Raw genomic sequence first — 21,113 nt, forward strand, 5'->3', positions numbered from 1 at the left:
CAAAAGGATAGACTGATTCTTTCAGAAGAACAGAGAGGAGGCAGAGCCTTTTGAAACTTTAGGCTATCTTAGGTTATCCAGTATCCGGGCATCGACCCAGTAAATATCCTGACAACTGGTGTAGAAAAAATATTTCCCATCTTTGCTTGCAAAGGGGCATAACTCATGGCCTGGTGTATTAATGGTCTCTCCCATGTTCTTTGCTTTGGTCCATGTGCCATCTGCTTTTTTGAAACTTATGTAAAGATCGCCTGCACCATACCCATCAGGCCGACTGGCACTGAATATAAGATACGACTCATCACCTGCCACAAAGACATCCGCCTCATAGTGTGGTGTATTAATTGAGTCTCCCAGAGATACAGGCTGAGCGAATTCTTCACCTTTTGCTGTTGCAGCATAGATGTTATAGTTATCTGCCCGTTCGTCTTTTCCCTTTCTATTGGATGAAAAGTAGAGGGTACCCTTATTTGAAAAGGAGATATAGTATTCATTCTTATCCGAATTTATTATAGAACCAGCATTAATAGGTTCTGACCAGCCATTACCCTTTCGTTCTATGTACCAAATGTCATAATCTTTTTTTTCGCCTGATTTGGCCAGTGGTCTGTCAGAGATAAAAAACAACTTGTTTCCATCTACAGACAGCATTGGATCATTGTAACTGAAGACTTTATCAGAAAGCAGAGTGACTGGTTTTGTCCACTGATTTTTGTGTAACTTCATAAACCTGATTTCGGCTTTGCCAGAAATATCAATAGCATAGTAGAACTCAGTTCCGTTACCGGAGAATATCGAACCGAATTCATACTGCTCATTTAATGATACAAGATTAGGTGCAAATTTCGCTGACATTAAACCGGGTCTGTTTTGTCCAAGATATTTCAGGAATTCTTTTTCCTGGTTTTGTCCGAATGTTATACCAGGAAATACGACTAAGAGAATTACTACGATTGATTTCATACTGTCGGTATATTCAAATCTGTGTGGTGTAAAAAATAGTAAAATTCACCTGAAGTAACTCACCTTTGCATCCCGTTCCCAAGTAGGCTATAAGCATTAACCACTTGATTATCTGATAAAGATAAAAAACAGGAACGGCATAGCCCACATACCCGGACTAAGGCATCCTTATAGATTATCAGACCTCTTACTGAACTGAAGGTAATGAAATAGCTATCATAGTGTATCTGGTAAAAACAAAGAGAGCCATAAATTTCATCATGGCTCTCTTTGTTTGCTGTGACAAACAGGATACTACACTGTTTTTTCCAGTAGTCGCATAATTTGTTCTAGTCCTTCTTTATCTGTTTCGCTAAAGTCGTTTAACTGGTTGCTATCAACATCCAGTACACCAAACACCTGTCCGTCTTTAAAGATAGGCACTACAATCTCTGATTTTGAATCAGATGAACAGGCTATATGTCCCGGAAACTGTTCTACATCTGGTACTAGCACAGTTTCTTGTATACGGTAGCAATAGCCACAAACTCCCTTATCAAAATCTATCCGGGTACAGGCGATAGGTCCCTGAAACGGTCCCAGTACCAGTTGGTTGTTTTTTGTCAGGTAAAAGCCTACCCAGAAAAAGTCAAATGCCTGTTTTAAAGCTCCTGCTATATTTGCCAGGTTAGCAATCAGATCTGTTTCCCCGTCAATCAGTGAAGCAATCTGAGGGATCAGGGTATCATATATCTCTTTACGATCAGTGGTAGTAGGAATAACGAGTGTTTCTGCCATAAGAATGAGTACATAGAAAGCCATATCAAAAGCTGACATGGCGGATTAGTTTTGTTGATGCGATGTTACAAATTAGATTTTATACTTTAACGACAAACTTTCACGAATCATTCCAAAGTTAGTAGTAGTACATTCAATGCCTTTGAGGGTGACACAAAAAATTATGTGCGGTTTATGAGTTGTTTTGCGGTAAACTCAACGCATGGACGGTTTTGCGGTTTGTTCTATACATGTTTCCTACAGCAGAGAGCATACAACTTATTCCGATTACAAAAGTTTTTGGTGGAATAAACCGCAAGAGTTATTTTACATAGAATAAACTGCAGATAGTGTGTTGCGTGTAGTTCACCGCAAAATTGTCTGAAGTACAGATTACTTGAATTTCACAGATTTTCCTTTCCGAGATTGTATGTTATCACCAACTTGCCTGAAAGGAAACAACGATAGGTAAAAACAGATAATCTTTAGCCACAAAACCACAATGAAATCACTTGCAACTATAAATTTTGGCGTCATATACTGGCTTACAATGATAGGTTCTGTATTTTTTTCCTGTTCTGATCATGTTCAGGTAAACACAATTTATCAACTGGATTCGACTCAATTTCTACAGGTACTAATCTATTTAAAACAAGATTCTTCTCTACGTAACTTTTCTGACTCTACAGATAAGGACTATATGTACAAACGTAAAAATAACCAGTTAATAGACGTAGACTTGGCAATTGCCTGGCGGGATTACAGATTAAATGAAGCAGTTTTCAGAAATCTTACCCAGCAGGAATGGGTAGACTTTTTTACTATCAAGTCAACTCAACCGGAACAGATAAAACGTATTATTAAGGATACTTTAATAAATTTGGCAAACAGAGAAACAAATTATCACGTAAAAATCAATCATGATTGGGTTAAATTATCACCAGGTTATGATACTCATCTAGTAATCTTTTTTACCAGAGTAAACTCACGGATTATCCAGACTCATATTTTTCCAAAAATGTATTATGATGATTACCCTCAAATCATGGACTTTGCAGGAGGAGAATTCCCTGTTTATACATTCTTCTTTGATAAAAACGGAAACAAAATTGTAAAAGTAATTTTTGGGATGACCATCTATAACTAACATTGGCTAACTGTTAGAGTTTAAACATTAGGGAATTTCTCGATCTCTCTAATAAAATTTTGGATACCATTTAAGTAAGAGTGAAAGCTGGAAATTTAAAACTAACTATTGTAGAACATATTGAGTACATAAGAATAGCAACTAGTCAAGCCCTATCTGATTCTAAGAGTTTAGGACTATAGTTGCTATCTTTAAGTAGACATCAAGTTAAGATCAATTGCTATCCTTATTGTATGGTTGAACTTAATCTGTAAGCAAGATGAGTAGCACACGAAAACTCTATGACAGAGCCTTTAAAGTAATGGCAGTCGAACTATGTTTGAACGGGCAAGCCTCCCAACAAGTAGCTGAAGATTTAGGCATTCGGGTTCAAATGCTCAATAGGTGGAAAAAAGAATATCTACAGCCTGCACATACTCTACAATATAAACCTGAACTGTCTCATGATGATGTATGGGCATTGCAGATGATGTGTCCGTCGTAAAATTACATTGTCATAAGTTGCTCATCATATCATTTTTGAATTTAAAAATCGTCAGACATTCTTTAGAAACCAATGATTTATAAGCACCAATCACCGCAGATGGCTATCTTACACACATCTAGTCAGATGTACCTAAACCAATGTTTAGTGAACAAATGATCGTATAAAATCCAGACTGGTTGTCCAGGTAAGGTCTTTATAGCGGTCATTGGCTAGTTGAGTATGGTGGGTTGTGAACATTGAATACATATACTGTCCTTGTTGCCATTTTGCATATAACTCATTTTCCCCTGCCGGATAATCAGTTCTTTGCTTTTTGATAAATTGTGCAAACTCTTCAAGACTAGATAACTGATAAAGCCGGAATTCCTGATTCATTACCTGTTTTATATCCTGCCATAGCATCTTGGGACTAACCTGAAAACTGGCAATCTGTAAGTTTCTCGGTGCTGTATCATCTAGCGCAACTTCTGCTGTGAAGGCGGCAGTATCATCCATTGTTGTAAAATCCAGTTTCCAGTCAGCCTTGTCTCCCCAATACCCAATGCTCTTTTCTTTCAGGTTTAAAACCGGTGTATTGTATTGCAATATGTCAGCAAAAGCACCATTGAAAATAGACGTAGCTTGTATAGAAGTACTATCGAGATAATTTCTGAAGTCTCTTCGCAAATCAAAATTCCTGTTTTCGCCTGGTACTAAATCTGTGTAATCGGTACAAAAGTCAGAGGGAATAAATCTAGAAACACCCGCTTGTATGGCTCCCTCTACAACTCTCTTCTGTAAGTCCATAATCACATCGCCCAGGCCAGCCAGAGCAGATACAACGCAGCTGGTACCTGCACTTACTTTGGCAAGTGTATCTACGTTAGACAAATCTACTTCCTGAACAGTAGCTCCCATCTGTTTGAGAGAATTCATTTTTTGCGGATCAGTAGAAGTTCGGACAATAGCACACACATCTACTCCTCTTTTCAGTAGTTCACGAACAATCCTGTTTCCTAAATTGCCGGTAGCGCCAAAGACTATTATTGTTTTTTTCATTTCTGTTCTTTTTTAATTAAGTATGTAATATAGTTTATCGGAATTAGTCTGCCAGGAAGTTCAGAACCACATTCACCACGTTTGCAGGCTGCTCTTCGAACAGATAATGTCCACTGTCTAAAATTCCGACCATTTGTAAATTATTGGCAACATAAGGCAATCCCATTTTCATATAGTTGTAGCTTATGTAGCTTCTAATCCCTAACACCGGCATTGCAAGAGGCTCATAGGCTTTGGCATCTTCTATATCCTGCGGAAAGGTCTGATACCAGGCATTGGCAGCCCGAATACTCTCTGTGTCATTATAGAAAGACGCATATACCTCTCTCTCAAAAGAAGACATGTGGCGATCATCAATCATGACATAGTGAAAAAGCCAGTCCAGCAGGTACTGAAAGCGCCCCTCCAGTAGCTTTTCCGGCAGTCCTTTTACCTGGTTAAATCCCATCCACCAGGCATACGGCATGGTAGCATCCATCTTTTCCGTAAATGTACCCGGAGCGGGTATTAAAGGCATCTGCATCATTCCTTCGCCTGGATGCGAACCATCCAAAACAACCAGCTTTTCTGTGAATTGAGGATAATTAAAAGCAAAGCTCATCGCAACCATCCCGCCAATGTCATGCCCCATGATATAAATTTTTGACAATCCCAGTTGTTGCACCAAGGCTGCAACAACTGCTGCCATCGTTTTCTTATCGTAGCCTGACAGGGGTTTGTCTGAGCTACCCATACCTCGTATGTCTAAAATGATGACACGGTATTTTTTGGCGAGTTCTGTCGCCACAGGCTGATACGAATACCAGGTTTGTGGCCAACCTGGCAAACAAATCAGGGGCATGCCAGTCCCTCCTTCTACATAATGCAACCGCACTCCGTTAACGGTTGCATAGTGGTTGATAAAGCCAGGAAGATTTTTAATTAAATCATCATCAGAATACACATTCCGAGATACCATTGTGTTCTGCTTAGGTTGAGTCATTGCTTTCATTGTTTAGTGACTCAAAAGTACACTGATGGCGAACTGTCAAAACTACCAAATGGTAGATAATGACTAGTACCGGATTTTTTTCCTTATCCGGCTTAACGCATTGGGAGTGATACCAAGCACTGCAGCCAGTTGCTTAACCGGAACTTTCTGTATAAGTTCCGGATTAGTCATAAAGGATTGATACCTTTCCTGAGCAGATAACGTTTGGAAGTTCAGAATCTGGTCTATCATTCGTACGGCCATCCCTTCCCATATTTTTCTGCCAAACGCTTCCCAGGCAGCAATTTGACTATATAAAAAGTCCATGTCTTTTTTATCAATCACGATGAGTTTCGTTTCTTCTACAGCTTCAATGTTAAACCGGGATGGTACTTGGGGATGGAGACTTGAAATTTCGGTAAAAAACTCATTTTTAAACATCACCCAGCTTGTTACTTCCTGGTCATGGGCTTCATAAAAAAAACGGACACCTCCTGATACAATGAAAAAATACTGATTGGCAATTTGTCCCTTTCGTAAAATCTGTTTGCCTTTGGGAATTTGTCGTTCGCGACATTTGGAAAGCACAAGTTGTAAATCCATATCATCTATCCAGACGATTCCTTTGATAAATTGTATGAGTTCTTCCATTATAGGTCCTTTCACTAGTTGTTTTATCTTCTCTCTTAGATAGAAACCTAAACGTACGATAGTTGTTTAAAAAAATATCTTTACAAACTCCGAAAAGGACCTCTTTCTGAAAAGTCACAAAATACAAACCACAAGGTAACCTATACTATGAACCTCAACCAGTTCATGACGGACGTGGACATACCAAGGAAAAACCTCATGAAATATACAAGGCATCCTGCATCGGTTTGGAATAATTCCAGTCGTTTGGTGGGGAATCAGGGCGACTGACCGTCGCCCCTACAGTATCACAACTCTAATCCTTAAAACCCTATGGCAAAATCGATATACGATTACATTCAGTTTGTATTAAATAACTGGAAAATCTCAACCCTGGGTTTATTCACCTTCTCAGGTTACATACTCTGGCTGGCTAACCGGATGGATACACAGTCGTTCGTTTCGCTGCTGGCTTTTGTTTCAACAGTGGGTTTCTTCTCCATGAAAGACCCTAAATAACATAGGAGGACGGATTCACAACCCGTCTTTTCCCAGCGTTCAGATTGATGATAACACCAACCTGGGGAAGAGTAAGCTGCCAGACTTTGTCTCATGCCATGCAGCAGGCCCGCGTTATTCCCATCGTTGGCGCTATCACCGGCAGCCTATTTCCTACCGTTCAGCCTGATACTACTACGCAACAACTGTTTATGACCTACTCAAAATAACCGGACTACAACTCACTACTGATTCCCTAACCGCTTCTTCTCATCCGGAGTTTCTGTTTTAGGGGAATTACTTGCTTTCAGGCTTTTACCAAACCTATAGCTTACAGCCAGCGTAACACTTCGGGTATCCCATTTGCGATTACTATACCCGATCACACCTGTCAGATTATGTAAGTCCTGCCGGTCTACTCTCGAATAAAAGAGGTCCCGGATATTTACTTTCACAATACCCTTATCTTTCCAGATTTTTTTACCAACACCCATGTGTGTATACCAACTGGCACCCTGTATGTATTGCATGTAGAGCTGTGGTGCCATATACTCTGTAATTACCTCAGCAGTCCATCCTTTCCGAAAACTGAATTGACTGACAGCAGCAGCACTCCAATTGCTCCCTTTCACCTGTAGTTTGTCGGTATCTAAGACAGAGCGTAAAGAAGTATAGGTGATCACAGGATTGACCGTCCACCACTGGGTCAGATTCCAGGTTCCATCCGCTGAAAACCCAATAATCTCCTGCTGCCCCAGGTTGGCAGGCTGACGATAAAACATATTTTCTTTTACCAGAATAGTTTCCTGAGCAATGTCTCTTGACCTTGTATAAAAAGAACTCAGAGTCAATCTGTTTTTATACACATAGGAAAACTCAAGGTTCTGGGAAATCTGTGGCTTTAAAAACGGATTCCCCTGCTTATATGTATAGTTATCCAGAGGCATGGCAAACGGATTCAGTATCGAGTATTCAGGTCTGTCAATTCGCCTCCCATACGAAAAATGCAACAAATGCTCTTTTTGCGAATCCAATGTATAGGATACATATACTGTCGGAAACACATTCTGATACGACCGTTCAAAAGACGAAGAGGTAACGGACTGCTGCTTGCCACTGGAAAGTGTATTCTCTATCCGGACACCTGATAGCAGAGACAATCTTCTATAAGTTAGCGAATAACTCAGATACAGTGCATGAATAGTTTCCTGATAAGTAAAGCGATTAGACAAATCGCTAAGCTGAGGGTTATCTCCGGTATAAGTTGCCAGGCTATTCACATGCGTAAAACTGGACTTATACCCCACTCCCAGTTTAGACCCATTGCGGAATGGGTGTGTATAATCTATTTTTAGCGCATAAATGGCAATACTATAAGGTAAATCTCCTGTAAAAGTCTCCAATTTAGGATTATAGCCATAGGCAGCACTGCTATTTGAAAAGTTATATCCCTGTCTGTAGGTAATATAATCCGCATCAGCTGTTAGCTCCCGGCCAGTGGTATCATATACATGCCGGAAGCTCAGGGTAACATTCGTGTTGTTGGTTAGGGTATTAGCACGATTATCTGCTTTTACAAGAGTATACCCATTGTTTCTGTTGTATACCTGTGTATTTATCAGTGTCGTTTTCTCCAGCATATCCCGGTAGAGGTGGCTGGCAGAGATCCCCCATGTGGTTTTAGGAGAAGCGTAGAAGTCCACTCCCAGCTTTCCGAACACCCGATGATTAGGGTTGCTGACAGACATATTTTGTGTGGCAGAAGCCAGGGAGTTAGCTTCATTTGCCTGATAGATTCGTTCACTGGTACTAACCGAAAGTCCTGTACCATTGTAGTTAGACACATTCCCGTATACATTTATCTTCTGAATGCGAAAGTTGGCATTTAGGCTTTGTGAGATACGGGAACGTTTTCCACGTATATTTTCAGAAAGAATATTGCCATTAAATCCCATTCTGTCATTCTTCTTTAGCCGTATATTGATAATACCTCCATTGCCAGCCGCTTCATAGCCGGCAGGTGGGTTGGGAATAATCTCAATCTTATCCAATGTATTGGCAGGTAAAGACTTCAGATAGTTTGCCAGATCGTTTCCCTGCAAATAGAGCGGTTTATTGTCTACAAATACAGATACATTCTGCTTTCCTTTTACACTCAGATTATCATTCACAACCTGTACCCCCGATGACTGTTCCAGCATTTCCCAGGCATTTGTGCCCGCATTGGAAAGAATAGCATCTACATGAATCACCGTTCGGTCAATCTGCCGTTCTACTGCCTGTTTCTGGGCTGTTACACTTATTTCCCTTAAACCAACTACCTCTGTTTTTAGCTGTATATGGACATAAGAAGCCGTTTTGGATGAAACCGATACAGGCTCTGTATATCTTTGGAACCCTACACCTGAAGCCTGTAACACGTAACTCCCTTCCTGAATATGCAAAAACTCAAATCTCCCATCCACAGTAGTAAGCGTAGACTTTACACTACTCGAATCAGGCATTTTCCGCAAAGTGATGGTAATAGCAGGCTGCATCTCTCCTGCTTCGTTGGCAACAGCTCCTGCAATAGCACCTTCCTGAGCCAGTAAGGGTACAAAGCCAGTACCAAGCAGCAATAACAGAATTATCAACCTTGTTTGTACTCTTACACGTATAGAAACACAGTTTGCTATAAAACACAAGCAACCGGATAGAACGCGGAGAAAAGGATGTATCATGACGTAGGATTTGTTATCTGGCACAAATCAATACGATAAAAACAGTCCGTTTTTTTATTTTAGCCCAACTACCCGAAACACCCCCAATAGTACCTTTACACCACTCATTTAGTCATACACCACGAAAAACCTGCCGAAAACAAGCCAAATACTGCTGTCTATCGAAATACCATTCCCCACTATCCATTTATGATTAATTTGCCTTTTGACAGAGTTACCTTTTGACAGAGTTATCTTTTGACAGAGTTACCTTTTGACAGAGTTATCTTTTGACAGAGTATACTATTCATACTCTTTTTGCTGTCCTTATCCTTTTCTCTGTCCTCCTGAAAGGAACTCCTGACAAATAGAGTGGTGCTTGTACTATGAGAGAAAAAACAAACTCCAGTCGGAAAGGCCGCCGGTCTTGTCACGAGATCCTTTCAGGAGGACAAAAAGGGAGGAGTATTCCTTACGGGAGGACAGAGAAGAAGAGATCTTAGTCGGTACAAAGAGAGTTATGATGACTTCAATCGCGGCAGGTGATGTAGGTGCGCTGGCAATCTTTTCTCCGCGAGGTTGGCCTTTGGCCTGCGGGCAGAAGGATCGGAGAAAAGTGCCCTCTTTTGGGCAAGCAAAAAAAGTGACAGGGCGATAAGAAGAGATAGGTTTGGGACTATAGACCAACTTTGGATACAAACAAGCAAAAAAAGAAGAAGCTAGTGGAAGAACAATGCAAGAGACAATAAACAAACTCAGGAAAAGACAAGCAAAAGCGTTAAGACACAATAGGAAACGATGTATCTTGTATAATGGAAAAAAATGAAACAACCCTTCTACATAGCTAACAACCGCCCACTCACCCATATCCTCTTCTGGATAGCCTACCTCCTCGTATACACAGGCGTCCACGCTGACGGAGAAGATTTTTTTCTAACCTACTTTCAGATCGAGTTACAAAAGCTCCCACCCGCTATACTGGTAGCCTACGTCAATATGTATGTCCTGTTCCCGTTGTTCTTTATACAAAGGAAATATGTGGCCTACAGCCTATGGGCAATCGTGTTATTATTTATAGCCTCCGTAGTTGGCCGTGCACTAATTGAAAGAGTCATCGAACCTCTCTTCTATGCTGATACAACCGTGGTTGAAGAGGTTTTCATAGGATATCTTCTACTCAAAAGCATGTTGTGGTTTCTGAGTCCCATATTGTTATTTACACTTGTGCTTAAAGTATTCAGGCAGTGGGTTGATCAGGAACAGTACAATCAGGAAATGGCCAAAGAAAAACTAGCAACAGAGCTAAATTTTTTAAAAGCCCAGGTTCAACCCCATTTCCTGTTCAACACACTCAACAACCTCTATGCATTGACTCTCCAAGCTTCACCTGTCGCCCCAAGAGTTGTGCTAAAGCTTTCCGAGTTGATGAGTTATATGCTGTACGATTCTCAGTCAGACACTCTTCTGTTAAGCAAAGAAATTTCCCATATACAGAATTACATAGAACTGGAAAAACTTCGTTATACCAGTCGGCTGGATCTTTCGCTGAATGTGTCTGGCGATATACATGACAAACGGATTGCCCCACTCCTGCTCATTCCCTTTGTGGAGAATGCATTTAAGCATGGTGTCAGCAACGAGACAAATCAAATCTGGGTTACTATCGATATAAAAGTAAAGGACAACTGGCTAAGTGTAAAAGTAGAAAATAGCCATACAGGTGATGAACTGGTAAGTTCGCTTTCCAATAACCATAATGGGTTGGGTTTGCAGAATATTGCCCGCAGACTAAAACTTCTGTATCCCAACGACCATGAACTGGCCATAAAAAAAGAGACAGACCGCTATCTTGTTGATTTAAAAATAAAAATGAGTTAACTGACATGGCAATCCATAAGATAAAATGCCTGATTGTAGACGATGAACCACTGGCTATAGACATTCTGGAGCGATACATAAGCCAACTCGATACACTATCCCTTCAGGGAAAATGTGATAATGCCATAGATGCATTAATATTCCTGCAGAAAAACAAGATCGACCTGCTCTTTCTCGATATTCAGATGCCTAAGCTATCAGGTCTGGATTTCCTGAAAACCCTGTCAAACCGGCCCAGGATCATCTTCACCACAGCCTTTCGCGAATATGCACTGGAAGGATTCGATATGAACGCACTGGATTATCTGCTGAAACCTATTTCGTTCGAACGGTTCCTGATTGCCATTAATAAATACCACACCCTGTATGACCCATCTGCTCAGTTGCCAGCTATGATCCAGTCAGCAGGCAATGATATGTTTGCAGAAGCTTTTATCTATCTGAAGGCCGACAAAAAAATGGTAAAGGTGTTTCTGAAAGATATTGTCTACATAGAAAGCCTGAAAGATTATGTAAAAGTAAAAACACAGGATCAGGAGATTATTACCTATCAGCGCATTACCTATCTGGAAGAAAAGCTACCTGACGATAAATTCCTCCGCATCCATCGTTCGTTTATTATTTCTCTGGCTAAAATAAAATCCTTTAACAGTACCTATATCGAAGTAGGCGACTCAGAATTACCCATTGGGCGCCAGTACAAAGCTGAGGTTATGAAAACACTGGGGGTTGTGTAATATCCCTTAAATAAAAAAGCCTGCATGAGTACACATGCAGGCAGGTGGTTTCGCTGTATAATTACAGCATGTATTAATAGGCCTTTGGCATCAAGAAAGCAAGAACAATATAAACCAGCAAAGGTGAACCAAAGCCGAAAAAGAATGCCAGTACAAACAACACCCGAACCAATACCGGGTCCATATTGATATATTCACCTAAGCCACCACACACACCTAAAAATACACTGTTGGCAAACGAACGTCTGAGAGTCTTTTCCATTGTTTTAGTTAAAGTTTAGTTACCGGAATTTCCATGGTAATATCCTGTTCATTATGGTACTTCTCTATGACATACCCACCGGGTTTTACTTTTTGTTCGGCGGCAAATTCATACAACTGAGCTTTGACCTTGTCTGGAGCAGGAGCTACCATGTAATGGGCTTTTATTTCTGCCCGTATTACATTACTTGATGGGAATTTCCGAAAAAAGTAACCTTCCGGTAAAACAATAGTTGTATCCGATACCAGTACTCCTACCCAAACCTCCAGTTTCCCTTTGGCTTCTTCGGGTATACTATAATAGACAGCAGCCAGTGTACCAGGTAGTTTCTTACTGGTATTCAGGTCTTTAATTTCTGAGAAGATAGTCATTAAGGTATCACTGGTAGCCCCTCCCTTAAATAATTTTCCGGCTACAATATACTCCGGAGCTTGTGCAGTTGAGATTTCTGGTTTGGAAAAACCTCCCATGATCGAAAACGCAATAGAGCCTACGAGTAAAGCAACAACTACAATGATTCCTAATTTACGGGTCATACGTTCTTACTAAATATCCATATTGCCAGTCCTGATGTTTTATGAGCATCCGGCTCCTGGTAACTATCAACTATCTGTTCTATTTTCCCCAAGTCTCAGGGCTTTGACGCCAGGAAGCAAGAGAAATTTTGTCTGCTTCGGTAATAATATTCAGGTTCGATGCTTCTGTAAGCAGATACGCATAATCACTAAGAGTCAACAGCTCAACATTCTTCTCTACAAAGTTCTCTTTTGCCACTGCAAATCCATACGTAAAGATAGCCGCCATACCCAATACGTCTGCTCCTGCCTCACGTAAGGCATCCACCACTTTTAAGGAACTTCCTCCTGTAGAAATCAGGTCTTCGATTACCACTACTTTCTGTCCTTCAGCCACTTTGCCTTCTATCATATTGCCCATACCATGTTCTTTGGGTTTGGAGCGCACATACAGAAAAGGCAATTCAAGTACATCAGCTACCAGAGCCCCCTGTGGAATACCAGCAGTAGCGACACCTGCAATGGCTTCTACGCCTGGAAACGTCTGACGAATCCGCTCTGCCAAAGCATTTTTGATATAAGTTCTGACAGCAGGATAAGACAATGCCAGACGGTTATCACAATAAATAGGAGATTTCCATCCGGAACTCCAGGTAAAAGGATCTGAAGGACGTAAACGGATCGCGCCTACTTCCAGCAGAGACGCTGCCACTTGCCGGGCAATGGTTTCGGTTGTATCTTGAATCATCATGCGGCGAAATTAAGAAAAAGTTACCAGTAGTTCGTTAACACTTTATTTTAGTTCTCGTTTCATCACACGGGTTACTGTAAGTTAGGTTTCAGGTATTAATCCCAGAGTAAGACAGGTAATTATACCCATAACCTCCTATTTTACCTATTAGTTAACTGTTCGAACAATCTCTATACAAACCACTTGCACCTGATTCTCAGATATTTTCAAACCCACCTTTGTGTACCCTGGCACACTTTTCTATGTATATCCTCCTAAAACCGAAATTTGTTTTTTGTGGTTTTGTTAAAAATATGTTTCTTTTGTATCATCATTATTGTAAACCATACAGTTCTGCATCCTCATGAACCTCTTTGTTAACGACAAGCATGTGAAAGTAATCAATATGGATACCTTCGCAGCAAGTCAATCGGGCTACAATTACATTATTGACGGACAAACCCTTGAGGTTACGGCAGCAGAACTGGTAGGAGATGTGGCAGTAGTCAATCCCTCCGTTGTTTTGCTTTACAGGCTCTTTGCGTTATTACGGGACAAAAAATTAAAAAAACTAAATACACTTGTATTAGCTTCACCTGACAAAAAAATTCTGACTGATGTTATCAAAGGTCAGTACAAGATCGTGGAAGCAGCAGGTGGCGTAGTTCAGAAAGATGACAAGATACTAATGATTTTCCGTCTGGGAGCCTGGGACCTTCCTAAAGGCAAGATGGATAAAGGCGAGTCGTTTAAAGAGACTGCTCTACGTGAGGTAGAGGAAGAATGCAATGTAAAAGTACAGCTCGAACACAAGATATGTACTACCTGGCACACCTATACCCAAAACGGCAACCGGATACTAAAACAAACGAAATGGTATGCCATGACCAATCTGGATGATAGCCGTGTAACTCCTCAGAAAGAGGAAGGCATTGAACAGATTGTGTGGGTACGTGAGGCACAGGCAATGGAGCTGGCAGCTTCTTCTTACCGGTCTATCCAGTTTGTTTGTCGCAGGTTTTATGAAAAAAAGCGGGAAAAGATGCTTCTTGACTTTTAAAGGAGATATTCAATTAAAATTCTAAAAATTAATCAGAGCCTGCACTTTTATAAGAATGCAGGCTTTGTTTTTAAAATATCTTTTATTCCGTTTTACTTAGATTTTCCCACTTCTCTACTTGGGAGATCTCTTCATACTTTATTCAGATTATTGATCTTTCTTCTTATATCGCCATCTTCATGTAATACACTTCAAATCCACAGGCAGCTGATTTTTGATCCTTATCTTTTCCCATATCTTTTCTAGAAATATGGTTTGTAACGAAAGAAAAAACACTCTCCCTGTCCTCCTGAAAGGATCTCTTAACAAGACCGGCGGCCTTTCCGACTGGAGAGAAGTATTTTTCTCACAAACCAAACGCGGCTCTATTTGTCATGAGGTCCTTTCAGGAGGACAAAAAGGTAATGATGTTTCTTTCAGGAAGACAGGAAAGGAACAATGATCCTTTCGGGACAAGTTTTCTATGTATGTACTTCTCCCTTCAGTTAACAGCATCGAGCGGACAATTCAAAACGGGCATTGGTATACACCTATGTCAGAGGCTTTCTTTACAGATACCATTTCCAGAATAGTTATAGGATAATATCTACCCCATCCGGTTTCTTGATGTTAGTAAATTCAATACTATGCTTCTGTAGAGGTAAAAAAGACGGTAAAGTTTCTTTACTTATATTAAAAATTCAACTATACATTATATTTTTCCAATAAATCGATTCTATATATCTCTGCTTAGGCTACCGTTTACAGAGCGCAACCATATCCTATAAACACACAAACACCAAAACAACATCTTATTCCGATATTACACACATTAGTAGAATTATATATTATATTTAATAAAATTTATGATATATAATTTGCATTAATCAACAATAGTTAGTTTATTTACTCAACAAGAATTCATTTTTAGTTTACGATTTACGAACAAGCTTAATGCCGCAAACAAGCTTTCTAAATCGGATATGCCTGTGCAATTGCGTGGGTAAAACTTGTACTTTTTTCATTACTGTTTTATTTCCTTTTTCATTTACAAACACACTATCTGCCCTTTTTTTCAAGAGGGACTGGGTATGCTTTATCTATTTAAAAACCAACTGTACAATCTTTATGAAACACAAACTCTACAAACTATCTCTCATCTGTCTTTTTGCATTGCTTTGGCATAGTGCGGCTGTTGCACAAAGCAAAACAGTTACCGGAAAAGTTACCGACAAGGCTGAACCACTGGTAGGTGTAACGGTGGTAGTAAAAGGCACGACCACGGGTACTGTCACCAATGAAAAGGGAGCCTTTTCAATCAAGGTTCCAGGCGATGATGCGGTACTGATTTTCTCCTCGGTGGGCTATACCGCACAGGAAGTAGCCGTAGGCTCCAAATCAGAGATCGATGTTAGTCTGCTTAGTGACGGACTCGAACTCAGTGAAATCACGGTAGTAGGTTCACGGAACGCCAACAGGACTCAGCTGGAATCTGTAGCCCCGGTGGATATTATTTCTGTCAACCAGATGGCACAAAGCATGCCTCAACCGGATTTAAGTCAGATGCTCAAGCAGGTAGCCCCGTCTTTTAATGCCCTTCAACAGGTAGGTGGCGATCTGGACTCTCACGTAACTCCGGTACAGTTACGCAATCAGCCACCCAATCAAACTTTGTTATTATTAAATGGTAAAAGACGGCATGTATCCTCTCTTTTACAATTGTATAACCGTACAGGTCCGTCTACCTCTGCCGACCTGATGACAATTCCTACCCTGGCCGTTGAAAAAGTAGAAATCCTGCGGGATGGAGCGGCAGCACAATATGGATCTGATGCCATTGCAGGTGTAATGAACATTAACCTCAGAAAATCGGTCAATGAGCTATCAGCCAGCTACTATACATCCATTTACAAAGAAGGTGACGGAGTAACTCACCAACTTATGGCTAACTATGGCCTGCCATTGGGTAAAAACGGAGGATTCATTAACATGACAGGTGAAATTACTTCCAGAGGAAGCACCACCCGTACTCCGGATGGAGGATATGATGGTGTTGTGTATGGTGATGATTATCTGAACAACCGCTTCAAAGATGCCAATGGACAATCCATTATTACCAATCCGGAAATTATTGCCAACCCTACCAATTCTGCCCTGCTTACAGATGATGGTTTAATGGAAGCACGTGGATTAACCCGTAAAAACTTCCAGATGATCAACGGTCTTAGCAAAATGACTAATTCTTCGCTGTTCTTCAATGCCGGTGTTCCATTAAGTGATAAGAGTCGTTTTTATGCTTTTGGAGGAATCAACTACCGCAATACATTAAGTGGTTGCTACTATCGCTTTCCTCGTCAGACAGACCGGGTAATTTATGAAGTATATCCCAATGGCTTCCTGCCTCAGCTGACCTCTATCATTACCGACAAATCTGTTACAGCAGGTATTCAAGGGAAGCTGGGTGTGTTTGATGTAGATTTCAGCAACACATTTGGTAGCAGTAAATTCCGGTATGGCATGGTCAACACCCTCAACGCTTCCTATGGCCCTGAGTCTCCAACTACCATGCGCCTGGGTGATAACATCTTTACGCAAAACACTACCAGCTTAGCCTTCTCGCATTATTTCAACAATCCGTTTGGCAGTGAGATCAAAGGTATTAACCTGGCGTTTGGTGCAGAGATGCGTATCGAAAACTTCCAGATCACCCCAGGTCAGGTTGAGTCATATACCAAAGGCACATATGGTACCTTCACTTCGCCTTCCGACAATTACAACTATACCCAAAGCATAAATGCAGATGCTAAAAATGCCGATGGTTCTGATATCATACTACCCTACAGAGGCTATGTATATGACTTCAACAACTACTCTCCCAACTGCCAGTGTTTCAGAGGATTTACCCCACAACAGCAGGCAGATGCCTATCGCAATGTAGCAGCAGGCTATATAGATGTGGAAGCTGATTTAAGCCATAAGTTTACGATCTCTGGTGCAGCTCGCTTTGAAAATTATAGTGACTTCGGAAGTGTAATCACAGGAAAAATCGCAGCTCGTTATTCTATCCTGGCGAATGTTCACTTGCGTGGATCTGCCAGCACAGGCTTCCGTGCACCAAGCTTACACGAACTGTATTATGCTCAGACATCTACCGTATTTACACCAGAAGGTGTACCCTTTGACGTAGGCTTCTTTACCAACCAGAGTTCAGCAGCCAAAGCATTGGGTATTCCTCAGTTAAAAGAAGAAAACTCTAAAAACGTAAGCTTTGGTATTGCCTTCGAACCTATGCAGGGCTTTGAGATCACAGCGGATGCCTACTGGTTCCGTGTAACCGATAAAATTATCCTAACAGGCAACTTTGATGGACCATCCGTAGGTGGAAACTTTAAAAATGTGATTGGAGCAGGTGCAGCTCAGTTCTTCACCAATGGTGCCGATGTGGAGTCCAAAGGATTGGATCTGGTAGCGAACTACACCAGAACACTTGGAAACTCCAAGTTAATTCTTTCTCTGGCGGCCAACTGGAACAAAGTTGAATTTGTAGCTGTACATCCGGCTAAATTAAAGCTTGGCCCGGATGCCACTCTGACCCCAGAGCAAATATCTGATCTGTATCTGAGTCGTTCTGTAAGGGGCAACTATGAGGAAGGCAATCCTCGTCAAAAATACATTTTATCAGCCACCTTTATGCCTAAAAAATGGACGTTTATGGCACGTACTATTTACTATGGTTCGGTATGGTCGCGTAGTGCCTATGCGGATGAAACCACAGGCCAATACTATGATTATAAGCTGGACGGACGTGCTACAGTGGACCTGAGTGTAGGGTATACGATATTCAAAGGACTGAATTTGTCTGTTGGTGGTGAAAATATCTTTGATGTATATCCAACCCGTATCCTCCCTGCCCTGACGGACAGCAATCGCTTTGGGTATGAAAACTACCAGATGGGCTTTCAGGGAGCTTATTATTATGCACGTCTTGGATTCAAATTCTAAAACAGTTTGAGGGATTGAATAGATTGTATTACGCTCAAACACCATGGATATGTTGTATCCATGGTGTTTTTTATTGGAGAGTTTTTTTACAAGGTAATAGTCTGCTTCCCTGCTTTCAGCGGAAGCGTTTTTCCTTTCCATACCAGTTCACCTGTTACAGATGCAGGCAAAACTACCTCCCCTTTCATTCCGGTTTTGGTCTTCTGAAACTTCACCTGAATGTTTCCGGCAGGATGTGGCACCTGTCCATCTATCTGTGTCAGACTACCAAGGTTAGGCTCAATCTTTACCTTTTCAAATCCTGGGGCATTGGACTGGATACCACACACCAGCGACAGAAAATGATACAGAGGCGAAGCACTCCAGGCATGGCAGTCCGAACGGGTAGGCTCCGGATTTTCAGCAAAGGTAGTCAGACCGATAGCCAACTGATCTTTCCACGGAGTAAGCATACTCAGATACTGATCACCCAGTCCTGTCTTCTTCAGTGCTTCAAAAATATAAAACCGATAATAATAGGTACACTGTGTAATGGATGTATCTGTAGCGACCCGACCTAATAATTCTTTTTGCTGATCGGCAGGAATAGCATCTGTAAGAATTGCCATTGTATTGGCATGCTGGCTAAACTGTTTTTTATCCGGCGTATCTGCCAATAACTTTCGGGAATTATCCCAGCAAAGTATATAGGTACTTTCTGTGATTGTCCGGGCTGTCTGCTGATAGTCCTTTGCCTCTTCATTTTTTCCAAAGGCTGTAAACAACTGTGCGGCTCGTTGCAAGGCATAGGCATATTGCAGAGCTAAGACAGAAGAATTTCCGGTTATGCCCCCTGCGGGTACACCGCCAAAATATTCGGCAGGATTCCAGGGCCACGACCAGTCGACAAAGTTCCACCACTCTAGTTTACCCAGCATTCCATTGGAAGCCAGACGCTGCCGATGCCAGTCCAGTACACTGGCAACACCTTTTAAACGCTCTTTAACAAACACCTCATCTTTGCGGTGCATCCAATAATCATGCACCATATCTACCCAGAACAGCGAAAACGTAGGAATCACCTGTAAGTCATAACAGGGATAGCGACTCTGTGTTAGTCCATCTGGAATACGCGAATGGTCAAAATCCAGAATAGCCTTACGCATCAGTTTGTCGTCACCAGTTACATACAGTGAGATCATTGACTGTACCCGCGTATCACCTACATACTGCAACTGCTCATAATAAGGGCAGTCAAAATAGGATTCGGCTGCACATAACCGGGCTGTACGCCACCCTACCTCCCATATCTTTGCCAGTGTTGGGTCCGTGGTTTTGAAGTAAGCATTTTCTTTAAAAGGATAGCCTGTAAATATGCCATACAGGTCATTGATAGCCAGTGGATTTTCTTTCGTTTCAATATCCAGTTGCAGATAACGGTAGGTACGAAACCATAATGGACGAAATACCCGCTTCTCCCCTCCATCTGTCACAAAACGATCCTGCATCCCAATCATTTCTTTCCCCTCAATCTCGTTTCGATTCCCTTTCTGGTGTTTTGCATCCCATAATGCTTCGGCGTAGGTAAGGGTAATGCTGGCATTTTTTCCATCACTCACTACCAGTTCGGGATAGGCATTGGTCAGATAACTTTGATCCAGCAGAATACTGGCTTTGGAGTTAGCTGGGATAATTACAGGTTGTTTTCCTGTGAGAAATGCATCGTCTGCTTTTGTACCAGAGACCCTTCGTACAGTCTTTAGTCTTTCCAATTTTTCCTCCATCATAGGAATTTCGCGAGGCACCAGCATCCAGTTTCCATCTGATCCAAGGCCACGCGGTTTAGCTGTAAACCAGGTAGCTTGTGCAGCTTGCCAGGAGGTATCATCAAAATCTGTCTTTTCCCATCCCCACGGGTATACATTGCCATCTACCCAGTCCCCATCTCCTGCCACAAAATAGGCCCTTAGCCGCTTTTTATCTATAGGCAATGGCTGGTAGGCTTCGTTATCAAATGCCTTCCAGGTGCTATTAGTATTGACAACCTCTTCCACAACAGAGTTTCCCTGCATAATAAATCCGGTCTGATAGGACATCTGGGCAAACGGACGAGATTCGGCAGCATTCCAGACCAGAGCAGCCAGTACATTCTTTCCAGCTTTCAGATACGGAGCCAGATCTATGGTCTCAAAGTTCCAGTTCAACAAATCACTGCGTGCCGGACCACTGGCCACAGGCTGTCCATTTATCAGCAACCGATAGCGGTTATCAGCCGATACATGCACAATAAAGGTAGATGGCTTACTGGTCAGCTCCAGGGTTTTACGAAAATGATAGATCCCATACGCTTGTTGGGAAACGTTAGGATAGACAATCCAGCGTGCCTGCCAGTAACTTTTCAATAGTGCAGGATTCACAGCTGCATTCTGAGAGAATGCATGTCCTGTCCATACCAGGAAGCAGAGAAGCAGTAGTTTTCTTTGCATAGAGAAGGATGCTATTTTCAGAAAGAGGTTTGTTGGAAAATATCCCAGTACATCTTTCTAAAAATAGTAAAACCCTATCCAATTATTCTTCTATTTTTCAGATAATTTTTGAAGCCTCACTTCAGCTTCCAGCAAATACGAACGACATGCGTTAATCAACTGAGTGGCTTCTTCAAAAAGACCAACAGAATCATCAAAAGGCTGATTGCCTTCCTGTAGTAAAGATTGGATGTCGCGAATGCGAGTGAGAGACTTTTCGAGATTAAAGGTTTCGGAGGAATTCACAAACAAAGAATA

General features: G+C 41.4%; 19 protein-coding genes. 8 read left to right on the plus strand and 11 right to left on the minus strand.

Annotated elements, in window-relative coordinates; translation table 11 throughout:
- Positions 1 to 63: 63 nt before the first annotated feature.
- Entirely contained in the window at positions 64 to 963 is a 900-nt protein-coding gene (locus tag QNI22_RS28885; protein ID WP_314516330.1) for a hypothetical protein, read from the minus strand.
- A 294-nt stretch (positions 964 to 1,257) separates the two neighbouring features.
- Positions 1,258 to 1,740: a GAF domain-containing protein gene (locus QNI22_RS28890; RefSeq protein WP_314516642.1), complete on the minus strand. Its 483-nt coding sequence runs from the start codon at positions 1,738 to 1,740 to the stop codon at positions 1,258 to 1,260.
- 481 nt (positions 1,741 to 2,221) lie between these two features.
- Between QNI22_RS28890 and QNI22_RS28895 the strand changes: the two genes are divergently transcribed.
- Positions 2,222 to 2,866, plus strand: coding sequence for a hypothetical protein (locus QNI22_RS28895; RefSeq protein ID WP_314516332.1), 645 nt, complete (start codon positions 2,222 to 2,224; stop codon positions 2,864 to 2,866).
- Between the two features lie 259 nt (positions 2,867 to 3,125).
- Positions 3,126 to 3,350, plus strand: coding sequence for a transposase (locus QNI22_RS28900; protein WP_314516334.1), 225 nt, complete (start codon positions 3,126 to 3,128; stop codon positions 3,348 to 3,350).
- Between the two features lie 144 nt (positions 3,351 to 3,494).
- On the opposite strand, the gene QNI22_RS28905 is transcribed toward QNI22_RS28900, so the two are convergent.
- The 3 genes from QNI22_RS28905 to QNI22_RS28915 form a co-directional block, all read right to left on the minus strand.
- Positions 3,495 to 4,391, minus strand: a complete 897-nt coding sequence (locus tag QNI22_RS28905) for an NmrA family NAD(P)-binding protein (RefSeq protein WP_314516336.1) — start codon at positions 4,389 to 4,391, stop codon at positions 3,495 to 3,497.
- A 43-nt stretch (positions 4,392 to 4,434) separates the two neighbouring features.
- Complete coding sequence (locus tag QNI22_RS28910) at positions 4,435 to 5,382, minus strand: alpha/beta fold hydrolase (RefSeq protein WP_314516340.1); 948 nt, start codon at positions 5,380 to 5,382, stop codon at positions 4,435 to 4,437.
- 63 nt (positions 5,383 to 5,445) lie between these two features.
- Positions 5,446 to 6,027, minus strand: a complete 582-nt coding sequence (locus QNI22_RS28915) for a Crp/Fnr family transcriptional regulator (protein WP_314516343.1) — start codon at positions 6,025 to 6,027, stop codon at positions 5,446 to 5,448.
- A gap of 297 nt (positions 6,028 to 6,324) precedes the next feature.
- Here QNI22_RS28915 and QNI22_RS28920 point away from each other — a divergent pair, with 297 nt between their 5' ends.
- Together QNI22_RS28920 and QNI22_RS28925 are read left to right on the plus strand one after the other, a co-directional pair.
- Positions 6,325 to 6,510, plus strand: a complete 186-nt coding sequence (locus QNI22_RS28920) for a hypothetical protein (RefSeq protein WP_314516345.1) — start codon at positions 6,325 to 6,327, stop codon at positions 6,508 to 6,510.
- A 47-nt stretch (positions 6,511 to 6,557) separates the two neighbouring features.
- Positions 6,558 to 6,719, plus strand: a complete 162-nt coding sequence (locus QNI22_RS28925; RefSeq protein ID WP_314516346.1) for a hypothetical protein — start codon at positions 6,558 to 6,560, stop codon at positions 6,717 to 6,719.
- Positions 6,720 to 6,734: 15 nt separating this feature from the next.
- On the opposite strand, the gene QNI22_RS28930 is transcribed toward QNI22_RS28925, so the two are convergent.
- Positions 6,735 to 9,122 (minus strand): TonB-dependent receptor, encoded by a 2,388-nt coding sequence (locus QNI22_RS28930; protein ID WP_314516349.1) that lies wholly within the window; start codon positions 9,120 to 9,122, stop codon positions 6,735 to 6,737.
- Positions 9,123 to 10,010: 888 nt separating this feature from the next.
- Here QNI22_RS28930 and QNI22_RS28935 point away from each other — a divergent pair.
- Complete coding sequence (locus QNI22_RS28935; RefSeq protein ID WP_314516352.1) at positions 10,011 to 11,066, plus strand: sensor histidine kinase; 1,056 nt, start codon at positions 10,011 to 10,013, stop codon at positions 11,064 to 11,066.
- Positions 11,067 to 11,071: 5 nt separating this feature from the next.
- Positions 11,072 to 11,803, plus strand: coding sequence for a LytR/AlgR family response regulator transcription factor (locus QNI22_RS28940; protein ID WP_314516357.1), 732 nt, complete (start codon positions 11,072 to 11,074; stop codon positions 11,801 to 11,803).
- 73 nt (positions 11,804 to 11,876) lie between these two features.
- On the opposite strand, the gene QNI22_RS28945 is transcribed toward QNI22_RS28940, so the two are convergent.
- The 3 genes from QNI22_RS28945 to pyrE form a co-directional block, all read right to left on the minus strand.
- A complete protein-coding gene (locus QNI22_RS28945; RefSeq protein ID WP_313978505.1) occupies positions 11,877 to 12,065 on the minus strand; it encodes a PspC domain-containing protein in 189 nt (62 codons plus the stop codon).
- Positions 12,066 to 12,073: 8 nt separating this feature from the next.
- Complete coding sequence (locus tag QNI22_RS28950; protein WP_314516359.1) at positions 12,074 to 12,601, minus strand: hypothetical protein; 528 nt, start codon at positions 12,599 to 12,601, stop codon at positions 12,074 to 12,076.
- A 79-nt stretch (positions 12,602 to 12,680) separates the two neighbouring features.
- Entirely contained in the window at positions 12,681 to 13,331 is a 651-nt protein-coding gene (pyrE, locus tag QNI22_RS28955) for an orotate phosphoribosyltransferase (RefSeq protein WP_314516362.1), read from the minus strand.
- A 343-nt stretch (positions 13,332 to 13,674) separates the two neighbouring features.
- Between pyrE and QNI22_RS28960 the strand changes: the two genes are divergently transcribed.
- Together QNI22_RS28960 and QNI22_RS28965 are read left to right on the plus strand one after the other, a co-directional pair.
- On the plus strand, positions 13,675 to 14,370 hold the full coding sequence (locus QNI22_RS28960; RefSeq protein ID WP_314516365.1) for an NUDIX hydrolase: 696 nt from the start codon (positions 13,675 to 13,677) through the stop codon (positions 14,368 to 14,370).
- 1,107 nt (positions 14,371 to 15,477) lie between these two features.
- Positions 15,478 to 18,351, plus strand: coding sequence for a TonB-dependent receptor (locus tag QNI22_RS28965; protein WP_314516368.1), 2,874 nt, complete (start codon positions 15,478 to 15,480; stop codon positions 18,349 to 18,351).
- An 86-nt stretch (positions 18,352 to 18,437) separates the two neighbouring features.
- On the opposite strand, the gene QNI22_RS28970 is transcribed toward QNI22_RS28965, so the two are convergent.
- Both QNI22_RS28970 and xseB read right to left on the minus strand, forming a co-directional pair.
- Entirely contained in the window at positions 18,438 to 20,816 is a 2,379-nt protein-coding gene (locus QNI22_RS28970; protein WP_314516369.1) for an alpha-L-rhamnosidase-related protein, read from the minus strand.
- Between the two features lie 90 nt (positions 20,817 to 20,906).
- On the minus strand, positions 20,907 to 21,101 hold the full coding sequence (xseB, locus tag QNI22_RS28975; protein ID WP_314516372.1) for an exodeoxyribonuclease VII small subunit: 195 nt from the start codon (positions 21,099 to 21,101) through the stop codon (positions 20,907 to 20,909).
- Positions 21,102 to 21,113: the final 12 nt, after the last annotated feature.

The sequence above is a fragment of the Xanthocytophaga agilis genome (assembly GCF_030068605.1).
Lineage (GTDB): Bacteria > Bacteroidota > Bacteroidia > Cytophagales > 172606-1 > Xanthocytophaga > Xanthocytophaga agilis.

Excerpts from the sequence above, each read along its gene's own strand:
- QNI22_RS28945 (WP_313978505.1), bottom strand. The coding sequence starts at position 12,065 with ATGGAAAAGACTCTCAGACGTTCGTTTGCCAACAGTGTATTTTTAGGT.
- QNI22_RS28965 (WP_314516368.1), top strand. The coding sequence starts at position 15,478 with ATGAAACACAAACTCTACAAACTATCTCTCATCTGTCTTTTTGCATTG.
- QNI22_RS28925 (WP_314516346.1), top strand. The coding sequence starts at position 6,558 with ATGATAACACCAACCTGGGGAAGAGTAAGCTGCCAGACTTTGTCTCAT.
- QNI22_RS28960 (WP_314516365.1), top strand. The coding sequence starts at position 13,675 with ATGAACCTCTTTGTTAACGACAAGCATGTGAAAGTAATCAATATGGAT.
- QNI22_RS28900 (WP_314516334.1), top strand. The coding sequence starts at position 3,126 with ATGAGTAGCACACGAAAACTCTATGACAGAGCCTTTAAAGTAATGGCA.
- QNI22_RS28905 (WP_314516336.1), bottom strand. The coding sequence starts at position 4,391 with ATGAAAAAAACAATAATAGTCTTTGGCGCTACCGGCAATTTAGGAAAC.
- QNI22_RS28890 (WP_314516642.1), bottom strand. The coding sequence starts at position 1,740 with ATGGCAGAAACACTCGTTATTCCTACTACCACTGATCGTAAAGAGATA.
- QNI22_RS28920 (WP_314516345.1), top strand. The coding sequence starts at position 6,325 with ATGGCAAAATCGATATACGATTACATTCAGTTTGTATTAAATAACTGG.
- QNI22_RS28970 (WP_314516369.1), bottom strand. The coding sequence starts at position 20,816 with ATGCAAAGAAAACTACTGCTTCTCTGCTTCCTGGTATGGACAGGACAT.
- QNI22_RS28935 (WP_314516352.1), top strand. The coding sequence starts at position 10,011 with ATGAAACAACCCTTCTACATAGCTAACAACCGCCCACTCACCCATATC.
- pyrE (WP_314516362.1), bottom strand. The coding sequence starts at position 13,331 with ATGATGATTCAAGATACAACCGAAACCATTGCCCGGCAAGTGGCAGCG.
- QNI22_RS28950 (WP_314516359.1), bottom strand. The coding sequence starts at position 12,601 with ATGACCCGTAAATTAGGAATCATTGTAGTTGTTGCTTTACTCGTAGGC.
- QNI22_RS28895 (WP_314516332.1), top strand. The coding sequence starts at position 2,222 with ATGAAATCACTTGCAACTATAAATTTTGGCGTCATATACTGGCTTACA.
- QNI22_RS28940 (WP_314516357.1), top strand. The coding sequence starts at position 11,072 with ATGGCAATCCATAAGATAAAATGCCTGATTGTAGACGATGAACCACTG.
- QNI22_RS28885 (WP_314516330.1), bottom strand. The coding sequence starts at position 963 with ATGAAATCAATCGTAGTAATTCTCTTAGTCGTATTTCCTGGTATAACA.
- QNI22_RS28910 (WP_314516340.1), bottom strand. The coding sequence starts at position 5,382 with ATGAAAGCAATGACTCAACCTAAGCAGAACACAATGGTATCTCGGAAT.